The following is a 15,343-nucleotide window of genomic DNA, read 5'->3' on the forward strand; positions in this document are numbered from 1 at the left end:
CGATCGGCCCTTCCGGGCGCCCGGGTGGTGCGGATCAGCAAGGCGCTCAGCCGCTTTCGTCCGGTGCGGGCGGATCGCACAGTCGGGCGCACAAGGTCTGGTAGGTCCATGTCTCCCACCGCTCCGGTGACCAGCCGCGGTCCCGGACGAACAAGAGGTAGAGCTCGGGGCTGAGCAGGCAGTACAGCACATCGGCGGCGTCCGCGGCGGAGAGTCCGGCGGCGAATCCCGGCTTGCGGGCCATGGCCTCGGCCACCGTGTGGATATTCGCGTACCTGCTGTTGTCGTCCTGATTCAGTTCCTCCTTCACCTCGGCGTCGGCCGCGATCGCGGTGTCCACCACCTTGGCGATGGGTGCGACGCGGTCGAGGATGAGCCGCCCGCCGCGTACCGCGGTCCGCAGTAGGTCGCGGGCCGTCGCGGCGGTCAGGGCGTTGTCGAACCATTCCTGCTCGCGCACGGCCGTGCTCTCGTCGTCACCGGCCACGGTCGCTCGTACCAGCTCCTTGAGCAGCGCGCGCTTGTTGCCGAAGACGAAGTAGACGGACTGGACCGACACTCCGGCGCGGTCGGCGATGTCCTGCAGGGTGGTGGCGCCGTAACCGTCGCGGACGAACAGCTCCGCCGCCGCGTCGAGGATGCGGCGGCGGGTCTGCCGCGCTCGTGCGCTCTGCTTTCTCGCCATGGACTAGAGCTTACCTCTAGATATAAACTCTAGAGTCTAACTCTAGTTTTAGGAGCGTGTGATGCGGAAGACCGTGCAGATCGCTGTCGCGCTGACGGCATTGGCCCTGACCGTGGCGGCATGTTCGGCAGGCGCCCCGGGTGATGCGGGCTCGGCGGACGAGGCGGCGCTCGCGGATCTCGAACAGCGGCAATGGCAGGCCTGGGAGCGCGCCGACGGGCCCGGTTTCGCCGCCACGTTCACCGAGGACGCCGATTTCGTCGCCGTCACCGGTGAGCACATCCACGGCCGTCAGGCGATCGCCGAGAGCATGCAGCAAGGATTCGACACCTTCATGGCGGGCACCCGCATACAGCCCGCCCAGGACCGCCGCGTCAGGTTCCTGTCATCCGACCTGGCGATCGTGATCTCGAGCGGCGTATGCGTACTCCGCCCCGGCGCCACCGACTGCCGCCCGCAGGACCTGTCCATCCAAACCCGCACCGCGATCAAGCAGAACGGCCAATGGCTGTTCACCGCCTTCCACAACGGCCGCATCGGCCCGCCACCGGCGTAGCCGGGTCGGATGGCCGTACAGCCCCTCATCGCCGGGAGTTTCTTTACATCCAGGTCCGGCGCGTACGGGTCGTCGCCGAGCGCGGTGATCGCGAGCAGAATGCGGCGTGCGTCGGACGGGTCTGTGGAGCGGCAGTTGTGGAGTGACAGACTGCTTGATTGTGAGTGAGGGTGGCACGAAGGGGCGGCCTGCTCGATTGTCGCGGGAGCGGATCGTTGGGGCCGCGTTGGAGATCGGCGTACTGCTTCTCGAGGGAATACCAGCTCACTCCTGGGCTAGATAGCGCTCTACGCTCTCGACCTTCGAGGTGAGACCGTCGGTCACTCCCGGCCGGATGTCGGCCTTGATCACCAGGCTGCAGCGCGGGGATATCGCCATGACGGCGTCGGTGGCCTGCTTGATCACGGCCATCACCTCGTCCCACTCGCCCTCGATCGAGGTGAACATGGCGGTGGTCTCGTTGGGCAGGCCGCTCGCGCGCACCACGCGCACGGCCTCGGCGACGGCGCGTCCGACATCCTCACCGGTGCCGAGCGGGGCGACCGAGAAAGCAGCAATCATGGGATTAATTCCGGTTCTCGGCCATCGCGCGCAGCGTCGCGACACGCGATTCGAGGTACTTCAGTTCGGACTCGTCGAGCACCTGGCGTTGAATACCGGCGGCGACCTCGAACGCGGACTGGCGATGGTCGTCGATCACCTCGACATCGATGGCTACCGCCACGTAATCCTCGGCCTCGGGCATCGGATCGGCCACCACGCGCGCGATCCCGCGGGCGCACAGCGCCACATTGCCGCCGCCGAGGATCAGCAGCGCGACATCGGGCCGCTTGCGCAGCCGGGCCAGCGATCCACGATCGGACTTGAGGCTCAGCAGGATTCGGCGGTCTCCGGCGCGCACCGGCCACGACACCGGAATGGCGTGCGGTAGCGGGTCGCTCGTCACCAGCACCGCGATCGTGTCGAGTGGCCATTCGGGCAGAGCGTCCAGTTCGGGATGCTCCGTCGAGGGCTCTTGACGTTCCCGGGCTCCGGCTACCATGTTGTGTCACCTCACGGTCGGCTCGCGCGGCGGGCTGGACCACGCGTTGCTTGCAGTGTAAACCGTTGCGCCGCTTGCCCGCTGGGGTGTATTCGACACACAGTGACGAAGGTTAGCCTCGCCACGCCTGGCTCAGGCGCTGGTCAGGGCGCCGATCGGCAATGTGCGCGCCCATTCGACCGCCTGATCCTGAGGCCGGACAGCGGTGGAGGCGTCGTACCGGGCGTGCTCGCCGACCTGGGTGGCGCCGAGGCCGGTGAGCTTCTCCGCGCAGATCTCCCCGCCGCGGTTGAAGGTGTCGTCGTAGACGGTGTCGCCGAGGCCGAAGACCGCGAACCGCAGGCCGGTGAGGTCGGGCAGGCGGTCGTCGAGCTGGGCGAAGAACGGTTCGGCGCCGGTGGGCAGGTCGCCCGAGCCGTAGGTGGAGCAGACGACGACGTGGAAGTTGCGGATGTCCAGATCGTCGGCATCGAAGTCGGACATGTCGTGGATCGCCACATCGTGACTCGCCGCCAGCACGTCCGCGACGGCCTCGGCCGTCCGCTCCGCGGTCCCCATCTCGGTCCCGAACAGAATCACCACCCGCACGCTGTCTCCTCAGATCGTCTCCACCGAAACAATTGGTGAGCCTATCCTAACTTGTGCCCTGGCGGCGTACCTCGGGCCGTACTTTCCCGGCGGTTCGGCGCCGACCCGGTTACGGATGGGAAAAATTACGCGGGACCTGCACCTCGGCATTTGACGAACGGGCCAGACGGCCTCATCATTCGTAACAGTTCCCGAACTCTCGGGGCCACGCACGTAACCGGCCGATGATCGCCCGGTGAAGCGAGTCGCTCACCGATTCCCGGTGCAGACGAACGCAGCAACATTCATGCGACGCCGCAGCGCGTCCGGACACGAGTGAGGTGAGAGCACATGGGATTCCGATACCGACTGTGGGCGGCATTCCCGAACAGTCTCGCCTCGCGCGGCTTCTTGTAACGCGCTCAGCGGTTCAGTGAGCCCTCCGCCGCGGGCGGAGGGCGGTAATGCCTACGCGCGGGCGACTGCGCGGGTTCGCGGGGCGCGGCTTTTCGGAGAGATCAGATGTGCGTCGCAGGGCGCGACGGCTGGTCCTGTGGAGACGAGTGCATGGGCGTGCCGAGGCACCCGCACTCGCCTGCGCAGGCGATACACGTGGCTGTGGAGCGCGATGGTGTGCGTTTTGTTCATGGGTCGATGGTGCCCGCGGTTCCGCTCGGGGGATCGCGGATCGGAGTAAAGGCAGGAGATGGTGATGGCGGAATTCGATGCGATGGGTACGACCGGGCGGGCCGGGGGCGGCGCGGTCGCGAATATGGCGGTGTCGACGGCGGTGGTCGACGATCTGCGGTACCTGCGTGCCGAGTTGCTGGGCGCGGAGGTGCCGTTCCTGCTGGTGCGTGACTCCGATCATCGCCTGGTGCTGGCGGTCGACGCCGCTCACCGCGGTGCGCTGCGCCGGGTGCTGGGTGCCGCGGTGGTGGCCGGTTTCGGCTGCAACGAGGTGCGGCACAACGTATTCCGGCTCGGCCGCGACCTGGATCCGGCACACCACATCGACCTCGAGCTGTGGGAGTACCACGGCGACACCGTCGAATGCCCGCGACCGAACGCCCTGACCCGCAACGTCTTCGATCTCGCGGATATCGAACCGGCGCGGGTGCTGCTGTTCGACACCGGCTGGCCGACGCTGGCGGGCATGTTCGCGCCGCACCCCGGCGACGTCGACTTCGATATCGACATCGTGTACTCCTGGGTCGACGGCTCCGATCCCGAATTCCGTGCTCGCCGTGCGGGAATGATGGCGCAGGTGATCGTCGGCGAGGGTGACGACGCCGACGCCCGCATCCGTCAGATCGACGAGCTGAAATACGCGCTGCGCTCGGTGCACAAGAACGCGCCGTGGATCCGGCGCATCTTCATCGCCACCGATTCGCGCGTGCCCGATTGGCTCGCCGACGATCCGAAGGTGACGATCGTGCGCGCGGTGGATCACTTCCCGGATGCCAGCGGGCTGCCGGTCTTCAATTCCCATGCGGTGGAATGCCAGCTGCAGTACATCGAGGGCCTGTCGGAGCACTTCCTGTACTCCAACGACGACATGTTCTTCGCGCGCCCGGTGCGGCCGTCGATGTTCTTCACGCCGGCGGGGATCAGCCGGTTCATCGAGGCGGATACGCGCATCGGGCCGGGCGCGAACACCGAGCGGCGCAGCGGATTCGAGAACGCCGCGCGGGTGAACCGGCAGTTGCTGGCGGGGCGGTTCGGGCACGTCATCACCAGGCACCTGGAGCACACCCCGGTTCCGTTGCGGCGCAGCGTATTACTGGAGATGGAGCGCGAATTCGGCGCCGACTTCGCGCGCACCCGGCGTAGCCGGTTCCGGGCGGCGACCGACATCTCGGTCACGAACTCGCTCTATCACTACTACGCGCTGCTCACGGGCCGCGCGGTGCCGCAGGAGACGGCGCGGGTCCGCTACGTCGACACCACCAGCCACACCGGTCTCGCTCTGCTGGACGGTCTGGCCCGGCACCGCCGAGTGGACTTCTTCTGCCTCAACGACGGCAGCTTCCCCGAAATCGGGGAGGCCGAGCGCGTGCGCAGGGTCTCGGAATTCCTCCAGGGATACTTCCCGGATCCCGCGCCGTGGGAACGGGTCGCCGACGAAGACCCTTTGGCCGCCCTGGAACCCGGTGCGGCATAGGTCCGTCGCGGACCCTCGTCATTCCGGCATGCTTTTGGCCGGAATCCCGCACGGGATCCCGGCCAAAAGCACGCCGGGAATACGGGGTGGTGTGCGTCGGGAATACGGGGTGGTGTGCGTCGGGAATACGGGGTGGTGTGCGTCGGGAATACGGGGTGGTGTGCGTCGGGTGTGCGGGGTTGTGCGCGCCGCTTGTGCGGGGTGGTGTGTGCGCCGGGTGTGCGGGGTGGTGTGCGCCGGGAGTGCGGGCGTGGTGGATGATGCCGGGCAGGCCTCAGCGGACCGATTCGTCGTCGGACTCCGGGGCTGCGGCTTGGCGCTGCATGACCTGGGGGATTCGGGAGGCGGGCGGGATTACTATGCCCGCCTTGGCCAATCGGTCGGCGGCCTCGTCCGGGGTCGCGGGCTGGCCGACGGTTGGGCCGTGGTCGATCGGGACCACCGAGTGCACCACCGTGTCGGGGTAGACGTGTACGTAGTTGAAGCTCTGCGCGCCGTCGCGCCCGCGCTGACCGCCCTCGGCGACGGCCAGATCCTGGCTGTAGCAGGCCGAGGTGGCCACCGACACCGGGATTCCGGCGAAGGTCGCGGTGGTCGAATAGTGTAGGTGACCGGCCAGGATGCTGCGCACGTCGGTGCCGTCGAGCACGTCGGCAAGGCGGCGCTGATCGCGCAGCTCCACCGTCACCGCCAGATCCTGAATGCACGGCACCGGCGGATGGTGCATGGTCAGGATCGTCCCGAACGGCGCGGGCTCCGCCAATACCGAACGCAGCCAAGCCAATTGCGCCTCGCTCAGCTCGCCGTAGTGGTGCCCGGGCACGGTCGTGTCGAGCACCACGATCCGCAGCCCGTCGAACATGTGCACCCGGTCGAACGGTTCGGCCGAGCCGTCCTCGTCGAGCAGGTGCTCGCGCAGCACGGCCCGATCGTCGTGGTTGCCGGTGACCCAGACGACCGGCGCACCCAGCCGGTCGGCGAACGGCTCGACCAGCCTGCGCAGCTTGCCGTAGGCCAGCGGCTCGCCGTGATCGGTCAGGTCGCCGGTGAACACGATCGCGGTCGGCGTGATGCCGCTCGCCTCGGCCCGAGCCAGCAGCTGCCGCAGGCGGTGTTCGGCATCGACCGACCCGTAGAGCCCGCCGTCACCGGCGATCAGGTGGGTGTCGCTGAAGTGAAAGAGAACGTGGTCCGGACGCGGGTACTCCGCGACTCTGCTGATGGGCACCGGTTTCCTCCCGGCGGTAGCGCTGCCTCGGCTTCGAATTCCCGGTCGAGGATAGCGAAGCCGCTTCTCTCACAGTGCCCACGCGCGATGACGACATGCTTACGCGGAGGTGAGGGTTTCGTGTCAGCTGGAGGTACCGAAGCTACCGGCCAGCACCCGCGGCTCGGCCCGCTCGCGCACGTCCAGCAGGGAGAAGTAGCGCCGCAGCATCAGCACCGCGGTAGCGGCCAGACCCGCTGTCAGCCCCCACCACACGCCCGCGGCGCCCAGCCCGACGGGGTAGGCCAGCAGCAGGGCTGTGGGCAATCCCACAGCCCAGTAGCCGACGAGCGACAGCCGGAAGCCCGCGCGGGTGTCCTCGAGCCCGCGCAGCAGCCCGTTGCCGATGTTCTGCGCCGCGTCGAAGAACTGCAGCACGATCGCGATCAGCAGCAGGGTGTGCGCGATCTCGACGGTATCGCCGTCGCGGCTGGTGAGGAACGGCCGCAGCACCGCGTCCGGTGCCGCCACGTACAGCACGCCGACCAGGGCCGCGACCACCGCGGCCTGCTTCAGCGCCAGCCAGGCCAGCCCGTGCGCCCGATGGTGCTCATCGCGCGCCACGGTCTTGCTGACCAGGATGGACACCCCGTGCGAGAGCCCGATCGCGATCTGGAACACGATGTAGACCAGCTGATAGACGATATTGTGCGCGGCCAGGGCGGCCGGGCCGATGGCGCCCATCACCAGCGCGAGCACGGAGAACATCCCGGCCTCGGAACCGTAGGTGAGCGCGATCGGGGTGCCGAGCCGCAGTTCCGCGGTGATGGTGCGCCACTGCACGGGCCATATCCGGACCGGCAGCGTCGCCCCGAGCCGGGCATCGCGGCGGACCATCGCCCAGAACACCCCGAAGGTGATCAGGAAGACCAGCGAGGTGGCGATGCCGATGCCGGTCAGTCCCATCGCCGGGAGGCCCGCCCAGCCGTGCATGAAGGCCAGGGCCAGAACGAGATTCAAGCCCACCGAACCGAGCGTCACCAACAGCATGGCCTGCGGCTGCTGCATGCCGACGGTGTACTGGCGGATCACCTGGAACCACAGGCACGGCAGCAGGCCGGGCGCCAGCGCCACCATCATCGGTCGCGCGGCGTCGAGCACCGCGACATCCTGCCCGAGCCACTGCAGCGCCCAGCCCAGGACGATGAGGACCAGCCCGCCGACCAGGCCCGCGGCGGTCGCGATCAGGAAGCTGGAACGCACCACCTCGCGGATCTCGCCGTCGGCGTTCTGCTTGCGCTTCTCGGCACGACCGGCCACGGCGGCGACCTGGTTGCCGGTGGCGGTGATCAGCCCGACGCACATGGTGCGAATCTGGTTGAACAGCGTGATCGCGAGGCCGCCCGCGGCGACCTGGGTGATGCCGAGCGAACCCATCAGCGCGATATTCGTGGTCGACACCGCGACCTGCGCCAGCTGCGTCAGTGCGATGGGGGTGGCCAGCGTGGTCAGGCTGCGCCAGTCGGACGGCGCTCGTCGGTCGGTCATTGCACCCCCTCGCGGTGGATGATCATCAGGTTAGTTAGGTGTACCTTACTTATGTAAACGTCGTTCACGAAAATCGTGAATCCGATTTCCGATCCGCCCGTCGATGTCACCGCACGCCCACCAGGTCTCGGTGTGCGGGCGAGTAGCGGTCGAGCAGGTCGAGCACTGTGGTCTCGGCGGATTCGTCCAGCAGATCGCGATCGTTCATCCAGTCGTCGTCGAAGACGGTGTCCAGATACTTTTCGCCGCCGTCGCACACGATCGTTACGACCGTGGAGCCCGCCGGGAACTCCTCGAGGCGGGTCAGTGCGGCGTGCACCGAGCCGCCCGCCGAGCCGCCGATCAGCAACCCCACCTTCTTCGCCACCGCGCGGGTCGCGGCGAACGCTTCCACATCCGACACCTTGACGCCCTCGTCGAGCAGCGAATAGTCCACGGCGGTACCGACGGTGGCCCCGGGCGGCGTGCCGGTACCGGACTGCCAGTACGGCCCGCCCGGTCCGCCGAAGGCGATCGAGCCGACCGGTTCCACGCCGATCACCTGCGGGCGGCAGCCCAGTTCACGCAGCCGCCGGGCGGTGCCGAACAGCGAGCCGCCGGTGCCCACCGCCGACAGCAGGATATCGACGCGGCCCAGGTCGGACAGCAGTTCCTCGGCGACGGCGTAGTAGCCGAGCGCGTTCGCGTCGTTGTTGTGCTGCTCGGTGAAGTAGGCGCCGGGCCGGGCAGCGGCCATCGCCTCGGCCAGGTCCTCCCGCGCCGAGGTGGCCAGACTGTCGTCGCCGTCGTCGGCGACGTATACGAGTTCGGCTCCCATGGCTTGCATCGCGCGCAGCTTGTCCTTGCAGGCGTGGTGGTCGACGACCGCAGTGAAGCGGTACCCGCGTTCGGCCGCCACTACCGCCAGTCCCAGTCCGGTGTTGCCGGATGTCGACTCGATGATATGCCCGCCATCGCTCAGCAAACCGCGACGCTCCGCATCGAGCACCATTTCGCGGGCCATGCGGATCTTGGCGGCGCCGGTCGGGTTGAACTGTTCGAGCTTGAGCAGCAGCCGGGTGCCGGTGTCGGTGGTCGCGAGCTCGAACAGCGGGGTGTTGCCGATCAGGTCGGTCACGCGCGAGACGAGCGCCATGAGGTCTCCTCGGACTGGGATAAAACGTGTGTGCGGGTGTGGTGTGGTTCGGCTATCCGGCGTCGAGCGTCCAGCGCAACCGGCCGCCGGGCGCCTCGTGCAGCACCACCTTCGGCGGGATCGGCAACTCGTGGAATGCCGATTCGTTGGAATCCATCTGGTAACCGGCGGTGTTCGGATAGACGATCAGGTCGCCGGGTGCGGCGGGCCGTGGCAGCGGGATGCGCCGCCAGCTGAGCATGTCGGATTCGAGGCAGGTGGCCGCGCCGACGCTCGCGGGGGTGACGGCGCCGGGGCGGGTGGGGCACAGCACCGGATCGGGCAGGTACTCGCTGTCGAACCACTGCTCGGACAGGCTCAGGCTGCTGCCGTCGACGGTGAGCAGCTGATACGGGTGTCCTTGTGCGGTGCGGGTTTTCGCGCCCCGCACGCGAAAGACGGTGGATCCGGCGCGGTCCAGCAGGGCGCGGCCGGGTTCGATGGCGAGGCGGACCCCGTTGTCGCGCAGGTGTTTCGCCAGGTCGCGGTGGTCGAGCACGGCGGCCAGCGCGGCCGGACCGGCGACCGGGCTGTGGTACGGGTAATAGGAGTCGAAGTTCCTGCCGGAGTGGAACCACCGCGGGTCCGCGGTTCCGGTGAAATCGGCCCAGTGCCGCTCGGGCACGTAGTCGACCGCGAAGCCGCCGCCGATCGAGATGGTGGCCGCCGGATGGCCCAGGGTGCGTGCCTCGCGGCAGCGGGCGATCAGGTCCGCCGCCAGCTCCGCCCGGGGGATCGGATCGTAGCCGGAGAGATGGAAGCTGAAGCCCTCGATGCGCACCGGGTCGAGATCGGTGCGGGCTAGGGCGATATCGAGTTCGTCGCGGGTCATGCCGAAGCGGCTGGAGGAACCCTCGGGGAGCACCCGCAGCAGCACTCGCACCGGAATGCTGAGGGCGACAAGGCGGTCCAGTTCGGTGTGCTCGTCGATGGCGATCAGCGCGCCGTGCCGTGCCGCCAGCCACAGCAGGTCGTCGGACTTCGCGGGGCCGGTCACCATCAGATCCCCGCCCCGAACCCCGTGTGCCAGCGCCGAACTCAACTCGCCAGCGCTCGCGACGTCCACCCCGGCCTCGTGCTCCGCGCAGGCGCGCACCACGCACGCGGCCTTGTTGGCCTTCTTGCCGTAGTAGATCGAGCCCTCGACCCCGGCGCTCTCGAATACCTTCCGGAACGCGTCGACATTGCGCCCGACCCGCGCCGGGTACATGACGTGAAACGGCCCGCCGACGGCGAACGCGATGTCCGCCAACAGGTCCGGGTGCGCGAGTAGCCGCTGTTCCCATTCGTCGCGGTGTGCCGGAAGCGCGGCGGCGATGAAAGCGCCGAGTTCGGTCGCGTCCGGCTGCGGGGTGCGGTGCGGCGGTGCGGCGGCGTCGCCTCGCGGGTGGTGTGCGTCCTCCGACTCCTCGGTCTCGTCCGCCGCTACACGCCGCTCGGTCGTATTCGACTGTGCCGCACCAATGTTCAGTCCCATATGGGCACCTCCGTGCCCCTCCCGCCGGCGATGGCGCGTTCGGCGAGGGCGTGGGCGACCGCGATGTCGGTGAGGACCAGGCCGCTGTTGTAGACGAAGATGCGCTGGTCGTCTCGCGTGCGACCGGCGGTGCGGCGGCCGAGGATCTGCGGCAGCTCGGCGTCGACCGGGCGTAGCCTGCCGTCCGGACCGGCCATGTCGGTGCCGGTGAGCGACATCTGCTCGGCGTTGGTCGCGACCACCCGGTCGGCGTCGGTCAGCGCCGACGGGGCCAGGCCGTAGCCGACCAGCACCGCCACGGCGCCCGGCGCCAGATCGTCGGATTCGATGGCGACCTTGGTTCCGGGGCCCGCGGTGGCCAGCACCACGTCGGCCGCGCGCGCGGCCGCGTACGGATCCGACACCGTCTCCAGCTCGGTATGCGGGTGATGGGCGGCCAGCTGCTCGTGCACCGCCTTCAGCCCGTCTGGGTGGGTGCCGTACAGCATCAGCCGGTTCAGCTGCGGATTGGCGGCGAGCAAGTGCGGCAGCGCATTCCGGCCCTGCGTGCCGGTGCCGATCAGCAGCACGCTGCGCGCGTCGGCGCGGACGGTCTCGCGCACCAGCAGCGCGGAGACGGCCGGGGTGCGCAGCGCGCCGACCCGGGCGCAGTCCATCATCGCGATGGGCAGGCCGGTGGCGTCGTCGTACAGCGTGATCGTGGTGTAGTAGCGCTTGGTGCTGCGGTCGTGGCTGGGATCGAACTTGTAGGACGTCTTCATCGCCACCACCCGGCGGCGGCCGTCGCGGCCGAGCATGGCGTAGGCCACCGACCAACCGTCTGGATGGGCGACGCTGAGTTTGCGCGGATTGTCCGAATCACCGGAAGCCAGCGCCAGATATGCCTCCTCGACGGCGCGCACCACGTCGACCGGAGTGATCGGAACGTCGGCGAGATCGCTGCGGCTGAGCACGCGCAGCGGTATCGGTCGGGTAGTCACTGGCTTCCTCGGTTCATCGGCGGTGGGTTCATCCTGGGGATACTTCTGGTGTCTCAGCGTATTTCGTGCCGAACGGGGTGACCGTCGCCTGCCCGTAGCCACTCTCGCCCGCCTCGGTCGCCCGGCGGCGGGGCAGGCGGATGTTGACCCGCTTGAGCCAGCGGTCGGTCCCGTCGTACCGCGGGGTGAACGGTACCCGCCCGTGCACCACCACGTCGTTGTCCACCAGCAGTAACTCGCCCGGCGCCAGCACGGGGGTGCGGCACACCCGCTCCAGCTCCGCACCGAGATGGGCGTAGGCGCTGCGGAATTCGGCGTCGGCGTCGTCGAGCGGGGTGTAGGCGGGGTCGTAGCGCAGCGTCGGGCGCCCCTCGTCGTCGCCGATCGTGGCCACCGGGGCCGCCGGATACTGGTGAAAGTCGGTGCCGTAGGAGACATCCGGCAGGATCGGCAGCTTCGGCTCGCTCAGCCGACGGCGCTGGTTCTCGTCCATTCGAACCTCGCGGATCGACGACACCGTGGTGCCCACCCGGTCGGGGTTGCGCAGGCAGCCCAGCATGAGCAGGTGCGCGCGACGGGGGTGGAAGGCGTCCTCGGTGTGCGGGGTGAGCAGGGTGGCGCTCGACGCCCCCGACTGCTCGTGCTCGTGCCCTGGGGAGGGGACGATGTTGTTGACCAGCCGCCCGTCCTGCTGCCCCTGCCAGCCGAACGGCTCACCGGCGCCGCGGGCCAGCAGCAGCATGGTGATATCCAGCTGGAGCGAGGCGTGCCTGCGGTCCGGATCGCCGCTCCAGGCGGCGGCCTGCCGCCAATCGCGCGGGGTCGGGCCCAGTTCGTCGTCGCGCAGCGGCAGACTTCCGACGACCGCGGCCCCGGCGGCGGACTCCGGCGGGCGCAGCACGGTGCGCACCGATTCGGGTAAGCGAGCGGCGTGGGTCTCGACCAGCTCGATCAGCGCCGGATCGGTGAGGGTGACCGCGGCCCGCGCGGACAATCCCGGCATGGTGTCGATTGTGGCGGCTATCTCGCGCGCCGTATCACGAACGGCCTGTGCGGCGGCCGCGGGCAGCTCTCGGCGCTCGATCGCGTCCGATTTGGTGGGTTGGTGTGTCTTACGTTCGCAGAGAACGTTTTTCACCAGGCATTCCCTTCTTCGCAACGGTGGTGAAGCAGGTGGTGAAGACTCGGTCTGCGAAATTAGTCCCTCGCAGGAACTTAAGCAAGGCTTACCTAAAGTGCGTCTACAAGAATAGCGAATCGGTATCGCCGAGACCAGTCAGCAGGGTAACCCGCCGCGAGTCGCGTCGGCGCGTCGGCGGTCCGGGGTCGGACATGGACGAATGCCCGGTCGCTGCCGCAGAATCATTAGGTTAGCCTTGGCTGCTCATAGCAGACTCGGATGAGGGACGAGGCCCCGCGATGACGATCATGACACGACGGCGGATTCTGGGCGCCGGACTCGGACTGGGCGCGGCCCTGGCACTGGGTGCCTGCGGCCGCGATTCCGGCGACACCGGCACCCTGCGTGTCGGCGCCCTGGGCAAAGTATCAGCACTGCAACGAGATCCGCACGCCAACCTGAGCAACGAGAGCGATTTCCTGATCACATCGCTGATCTACGACCCGCTCACGGTGCCCGGCGCCGATCCGACCGTGCGCCCGCGGCTGGCCTCGGACTGGGCGGCGGATCCGGACCAGCGGCGATGGGTGTTCACCCTCGCCGAGGGAGCGAAATTCCACGACGGCAGCCCGGTCACCGCCGACGATGTGGTCTGGTCGCTGCGGCGGCTGCGCGAGATCGGCGGGGAGTCGAAGATGCCGGTCGCGCGGCCGGAGGACATCACCGCCGAGGGGCCGGGGCGGGTGGTGGTGACCGCGGCCACGCCGAATACCCAGATCCCCCTGCTGGTCCGGCTCATGACCTTCACGGTCAAGCAGGGCGCCACCGACTTCGCCGCGGCCGTCGGCAGCGGGCCGTTCCGGCTGGAGTCCTACCGGCAGGGCAATGCGCGGCTGGTGCGCAACGACGCCTGGCACGGGCCGCGCCCGCGGCTGGAGGCCATCGAGGTCACCATGTTCGACAGCGTCGACGCGATGTCGAACGCGGTGCTGGGCGGGCAGATCGATCTGGCGTCCAATGTCGGGGCCATCGCGGGGCGCACGGCCGCCGGGCGCGGCGATCTCCAGATGATCCGCCGCCCCAACGACACTGCGGTCGCGATCGCCATGCGCACCGCCGACGGGCCGTTCGCCGATCCGCGGGTGCGTACGGCATTGCGCTTGGCGGCCGACCGCGACGCCCTTGTCGCCCAGGCGTTCTCGGGATTCGGCACCGTCGCGAACGATATCCTCGGCACCGGAGATCCGCAGTACGCCAAGGATATTCCGCAGCGCCGCCGGGATCTGGACCGGGCGCGGGCGCTGCTGGCGGAGGCCCGATTCGACACCGGTGCCACGTATCAGCTGTTCACCAAGGAGGAGGCGCCCGGCGAGACGGAGTCGGCCAAGCTGTTCGCCACCCAGCTGCGCGATATCGGGGTGAATCTCGAGGTCGTGGTGCAGGAGTCGGGCACCTTCTACGACCGCACCTGGCTGCACGCGCCGCTGTACACCGTGAACTGGGGGACCAACGATTCGGTGCTGTTCTACGCCTCGAAGCTGATGGTCTCGGGCAGCAACCGCAACGAAACCGCCTTCGCCGACCGGGAATTCGACGCCGCCACCGCCACGGCGCTGGGCTCGGCGGATCCGGCCGCCGATGCCCGGGCGAGCCGGACGGTGCAGCAGATCCAGCACGAGCGGGGCGGATACCTGGTGTGGGGCATGGCCGACGGCATCGATATCGCGTCCAGCCGGGTGCGCGATCTGCCGACGCTGGGCGGATTCGGGCGGGTCCAGCTGGAGCGGGTCTGGCTGACGTGAGTACCGTCAGCGAACGCGTGATCGTCGCCGATGCCGGTCGGCGCGGCGGTGTGTGGGTGGCCGCCGCCGGACTGGTGCTGCGCCGCCTCGCGCTGCTGTTCGCGTTGCTCATGCTGGTGTTCGCCGCGATCGCGCTGCTGCCCGGCGACGCCTCGCGGGCGGCGCTGGACCGCGGCGCGACCCCGGAGACGGTGTCCGCCAAGCGACACGAACTGGGTCTGGACCGCCCACTGCCGCAACGGTTCTGGTCGTGGCTGAGCGGTGTGATGACCGGCGACTTCGGCACCACGGTGCACGGCCGGTCGATCGCCGATCTGCTCGCCTCCTCGGCGCCGCAGACACTGCTGCTGGGCGGTCTCGCGTTCGTGCTCACCGTGATCGCCTCGCTGGGCTTCGGGATGTGGTGGGCGGCACGGCCGTCCGGCTGGGTGGCGCGGGTGCTGCAGCCCGCGACCGCGATGGTGGTCGCCCTGCCGGAGTTCGTGGTCGCGGCGGTGCTGATCATGGTGTTCTCGTTCGTCGCGGGATGGCTGCCCGCGGTGACGGTGGCGGGCAGGTCCGGATTTCCGGCCACCGCGGACATGCTGGTGCTGCCCGTGCTCGCGCTCGCGGTGCCGCAGACCGGCTGGAACACTCGTGTCATACGCGGTGCGCTGGCCGACGCCGCCCGCGCCCCGCACGTGGAAAACGCTGAGCTGGAAGGCATTTCCCCGCGACAGCTGATGCTCCGCCACGTCTTCCCGGTGGCGCTGCCCGCCATCGCCGCCTCCTACGCGACCACGGTCGGAATGCTGCTCGGCGGCGCGCTGGTGGTCGAGAGCCTGTTCAACTACCCCGGGCTGGGGGCCTTGCTGGCCGGTTCCGTCGCCGACCGCGACACGGCCCTGGCCGCGGCCACGGCGGCCGTAGCGGCGGCCATCATCCTGTGCGTGCTGCTGGCCGCGGACGGCCTGCGCGCCTGGGCCATGCGGGGGCGGCGATGAACGCACCACTCGAGCGTGCCGGGAAGCCGAAGGCGCGG

At 69.0% G+C, this 15,343-nt stretch carries 14 protein-coding genes; 4 read left to right on the forward strand and 10 right to left on the reverse strand.

The window, feature by feature from the left end; genetic code table 11:
• Nucleotides 1-46: 46 nt before the first annotated feature.
• Nucleotides 47-685, reverse strand: coding sequence for a TetR/AcrR family transcriptional regulator (locus ACYVLQ_RS04545; protein ID WP_460696085.1), 639 nt, complete (start codon nt 683-685; stop codon nt 47-49).
• A 61-nt stretch (nt 686-746) separates the two neighbouring features.
• On the opposite strand from ACYVLQ_RS04545, the gene ACYVLQ_RS04550 reads away from it, so the two are divergent.
• A complete protein-coding gene (locus ACYVLQ_RS04550) occupies nt 747-1,241 on the forward strand; it encodes an SgcJ/EcaC family oxidoreductase (RefSeq protein WP_460696086.1) in 495 nt (164 codons plus the stop codon).
• A gap of 264 nt (nt 1,242-1,505) precedes the next feature.
• Here ACYVLQ_RS04550 and ACYVLQ_RS04555 read toward each other — a convergent pair whose 3' ends face one another.
• The 3 genes from ACYVLQ_RS04555 to ACYVLQ_RS04565 form a co-directional block, all read right to left on the reverse strand.
• On the reverse strand, nt 1,506-1,802 hold the full coding sequence (locus tag ACYVLQ_RS04555; RefSeq protein ID WP_460696087.1) for an MTH1187 family thiamine-binding protein: 297 nt from the start codon (nt 1,800-1,802) through the stop codon (nt 1,506-1,508).
• 4 nt (nt 1,803-1,806) lie between these two features.
• Nucleotides 1,807-2,283, reverse strand: a complete 477-nt coding sequence (locus ACYVLQ_RS04560) for a pyridoxamine 5'-phosphate oxidase family protein (RefSeq protein WP_460696088.1) — start codon at nt 2,281-2,283, stop codon at nt 1,807-1,809.
• 132 nt (nt 2,284-2,415) lie between these two features.
• The gene (locus tag ACYVLQ_RS04565) at nt 2,416-2,871 is read right to left on the reverse strand and encodes a flavodoxin domain-containing protein (protein ID WP_460696089.1); all 456 of its coding nucleotides are present in this window, start codon (nt 2,869-2,871) and stop codon (nt 2,416-2,418) included.
• A gap of 709 nt (nt 2,872-3,580) precedes the next feature.
• Between ACYVLQ_RS04565 and ACYVLQ_RS04570 the strand changes: the two genes are divergently transcribed.
• A complete protein-coding gene (locus ACYVLQ_RS04570) occupies nt 3,581-5,014 on the forward strand; it encodes a stealth family protein (protein ID WP_460696188.1) in 1,434 nt (477 codons plus the stop codon).
• A 274-nt stretch (nt 5,015-5,288) separates the two neighbouring features.
• On the opposite strand, the gene ACYVLQ_RS04575 is transcribed toward ACYVLQ_RS04570, so the two are convergent.
• The 6 genes from ACYVLQ_RS04575 to ACYVLQ_RS04600 form a co-directional block, all read right to left on the reverse strand.
• A complete protein-coding gene (locus ACYVLQ_RS04575) occupies nt 5,289-6,242 on the reverse strand; it encodes a phosphodiesterase (protein ID WP_460696090.1) in 954 nt (317 codons plus the stop codon).
• Nucleotides 6,243-6,365: 123 nt separating this feature from the next.
• Nucleotides 6,366-7,769 (reverse strand): MATE family efflux transporter, encoded by a 1,404-nt coding sequence (locus tag ACYVLQ_RS04580; RefSeq protein WP_460696091.1) that lies wholly within the window; start codon nt 7,767-7,769, stop codon nt 6,366-6,368.
• 106 nt (nt 7,770-7,875) lie between these two features.
• Entirely contained in the window at nt 7,876-8,904 is a 1,029-nt protein-coding gene (locus ACYVLQ_RS04585) for a PLP-dependent cysteine synthase family protein (RefSeq protein ID WP_460696092.1), read from the reverse strand.
• Between the two features lie 52 nt (nt 8,905-8,956).
• Nucleotides 8,957-10,420 carry a type III PLP-dependent enzyme domain-containing protein gene (locus ACYVLQ_RS04590; RefSeq protein ID WP_460696093.1) on the reverse strand — a complete coding sequence of 488 codons (1,464 nt, stop codon included), beginning with the start codon at nt 10,418-10,420 and terminating at the stop codon, nt 8,957-8,959.
• The gene (locus ACYVLQ_RS04595) at nt 10,411-11,373 is read right to left on the reverse strand and encodes an ornithine cyclodeaminase family protein (protein ID WP_460696189.1); all 963 of its coding nucleotides are present in this window, start codon (nt 11,371-11,373) and stop codon (nt 10,411-10,413) included. Before ACYVLQ_RS04595 ends, ACYVLQ_RS04590 begins: the two co-directional genes overlap by 10 nt.
• 55 nt (nt 11,374-11,428) lie before the next feature.
• A complete protein-coding gene (locus tag ACYVLQ_RS04600; protein ID WP_460696094.1) occupies nt 11,429-12,538 on the reverse strand; it encodes a TauD/TfdA family dioxygenase in 1,110 nt (369 codons plus the stop codon).
• A 281-nt stretch (nt 12,539-12,819) separates the two neighbouring features.
• Here ACYVLQ_RS04600 and ACYVLQ_RS04605 point away from each other — a divergent pair, with 281 nt between their 5' ends.
• Together ACYVLQ_RS04605 and ACYVLQ_RS04610 are read left to right on the forward strand one after the other, a co-directional pair.
• On the forward strand, nt 12,820-14,322 hold the full coding sequence (locus tag ACYVLQ_RS04605) for an ABC transporter substrate-binding protein (RefSeq protein WP_460696095.1): 1,503 nt from the start codon (nt 12,820-12,822) through the stop codon (nt 14,320-14,322).
• Nucleotides 14,319-15,305 carry an ABC transporter permease gene (locus tag ACYVLQ_RS04610; protein WP_460696096.1) on the forward strand — a complete coding sequence of 329 codons (987 nt, stop codon included), beginning with the start codon at nt 14,319-14,321 and terminating at the stop codon, nt 15,303-15,305. Before ACYVLQ_RS04605 ends, ACYVLQ_RS04610 begins: the two co-directional genes overlap by 4 nt.
• The last annotated feature ends 38 nt before the right edge of the window (nt 15,306-15,343 follow it).

This window comes from Nocardia thraciensis (assembly GCF_054782435.1).

What these genes read in the sequence shown, in the direction of transcription:
- ACYVLQ_RS04585 (WP_460696092.1), bottom strand. Translation starts at nt 8,904, where the DNA reads ATGGCGCTCGTCTCGCGCGTGACCGACCTGATCGGCAACACCCCGCTG.
- ACYVLQ_RS04550 (WP_460696086.1), top strand. Translation starts at nt 747, where the DNA reads ATGCGGAAGACCGTGCAGATCGCTGTCGCGCTGACGGCATTGGCCCTG.
- ACYVLQ_RS04590 (WP_460696093.1), bottom strand. Translation starts at nt 10,420, where the DNA reads ATGGGACTGAACATTGGTGCGGCACAGTCGAATACGACCGAGCGGCGT.
- ACYVLQ_RS04580 (WP_460696091.1), bottom strand. Translation starts at nt 7,769, where the DNA reads ATGACCGACCGACGAGCGCCGTCCGACTGGCGCAGCCTGACCACGCTG.
- ACYVLQ_RS04605 (WP_460696095.1), top strand. Translation starts at nt 12,820, where the DNA reads ATGACGATCATGACACGACGGCGGATTCTGGGCGCCGGACTCGGACTG.
- ACYVLQ_RS04545 (WP_460696085.1), bottom strand. Translation starts at nt 685, where the DNA reads ATGGCGAGAAAGCAGAGCGCACGAGCGCGGCAGACCCGCCGCCGCATC.
- ACYVLQ_RS04555 (WP_460696087.1), bottom strand. Translation starts at nt 1,802, where the DNA reads ATGATTGCTGCTTTCTCGGTCGCCCCGCTCGGCACCGGTGAGGATGTC.
- ACYVLQ_RS04560 (WP_460696088.1), bottom strand. Translation starts at nt 2,283, where the DNA reads ATGGTAGCCGGAGCCCGGGAACGTCAAGAGCCCTCGACGGAGCATCCC.
- ACYVLQ_RS04570 (WP_460696188.1), top strand. Translation starts at nt 3,581, where the DNA reads ATGGGTACGACCGGGCGGGCCGGGGGCGGCGCGGTCGCGAATATGGCG.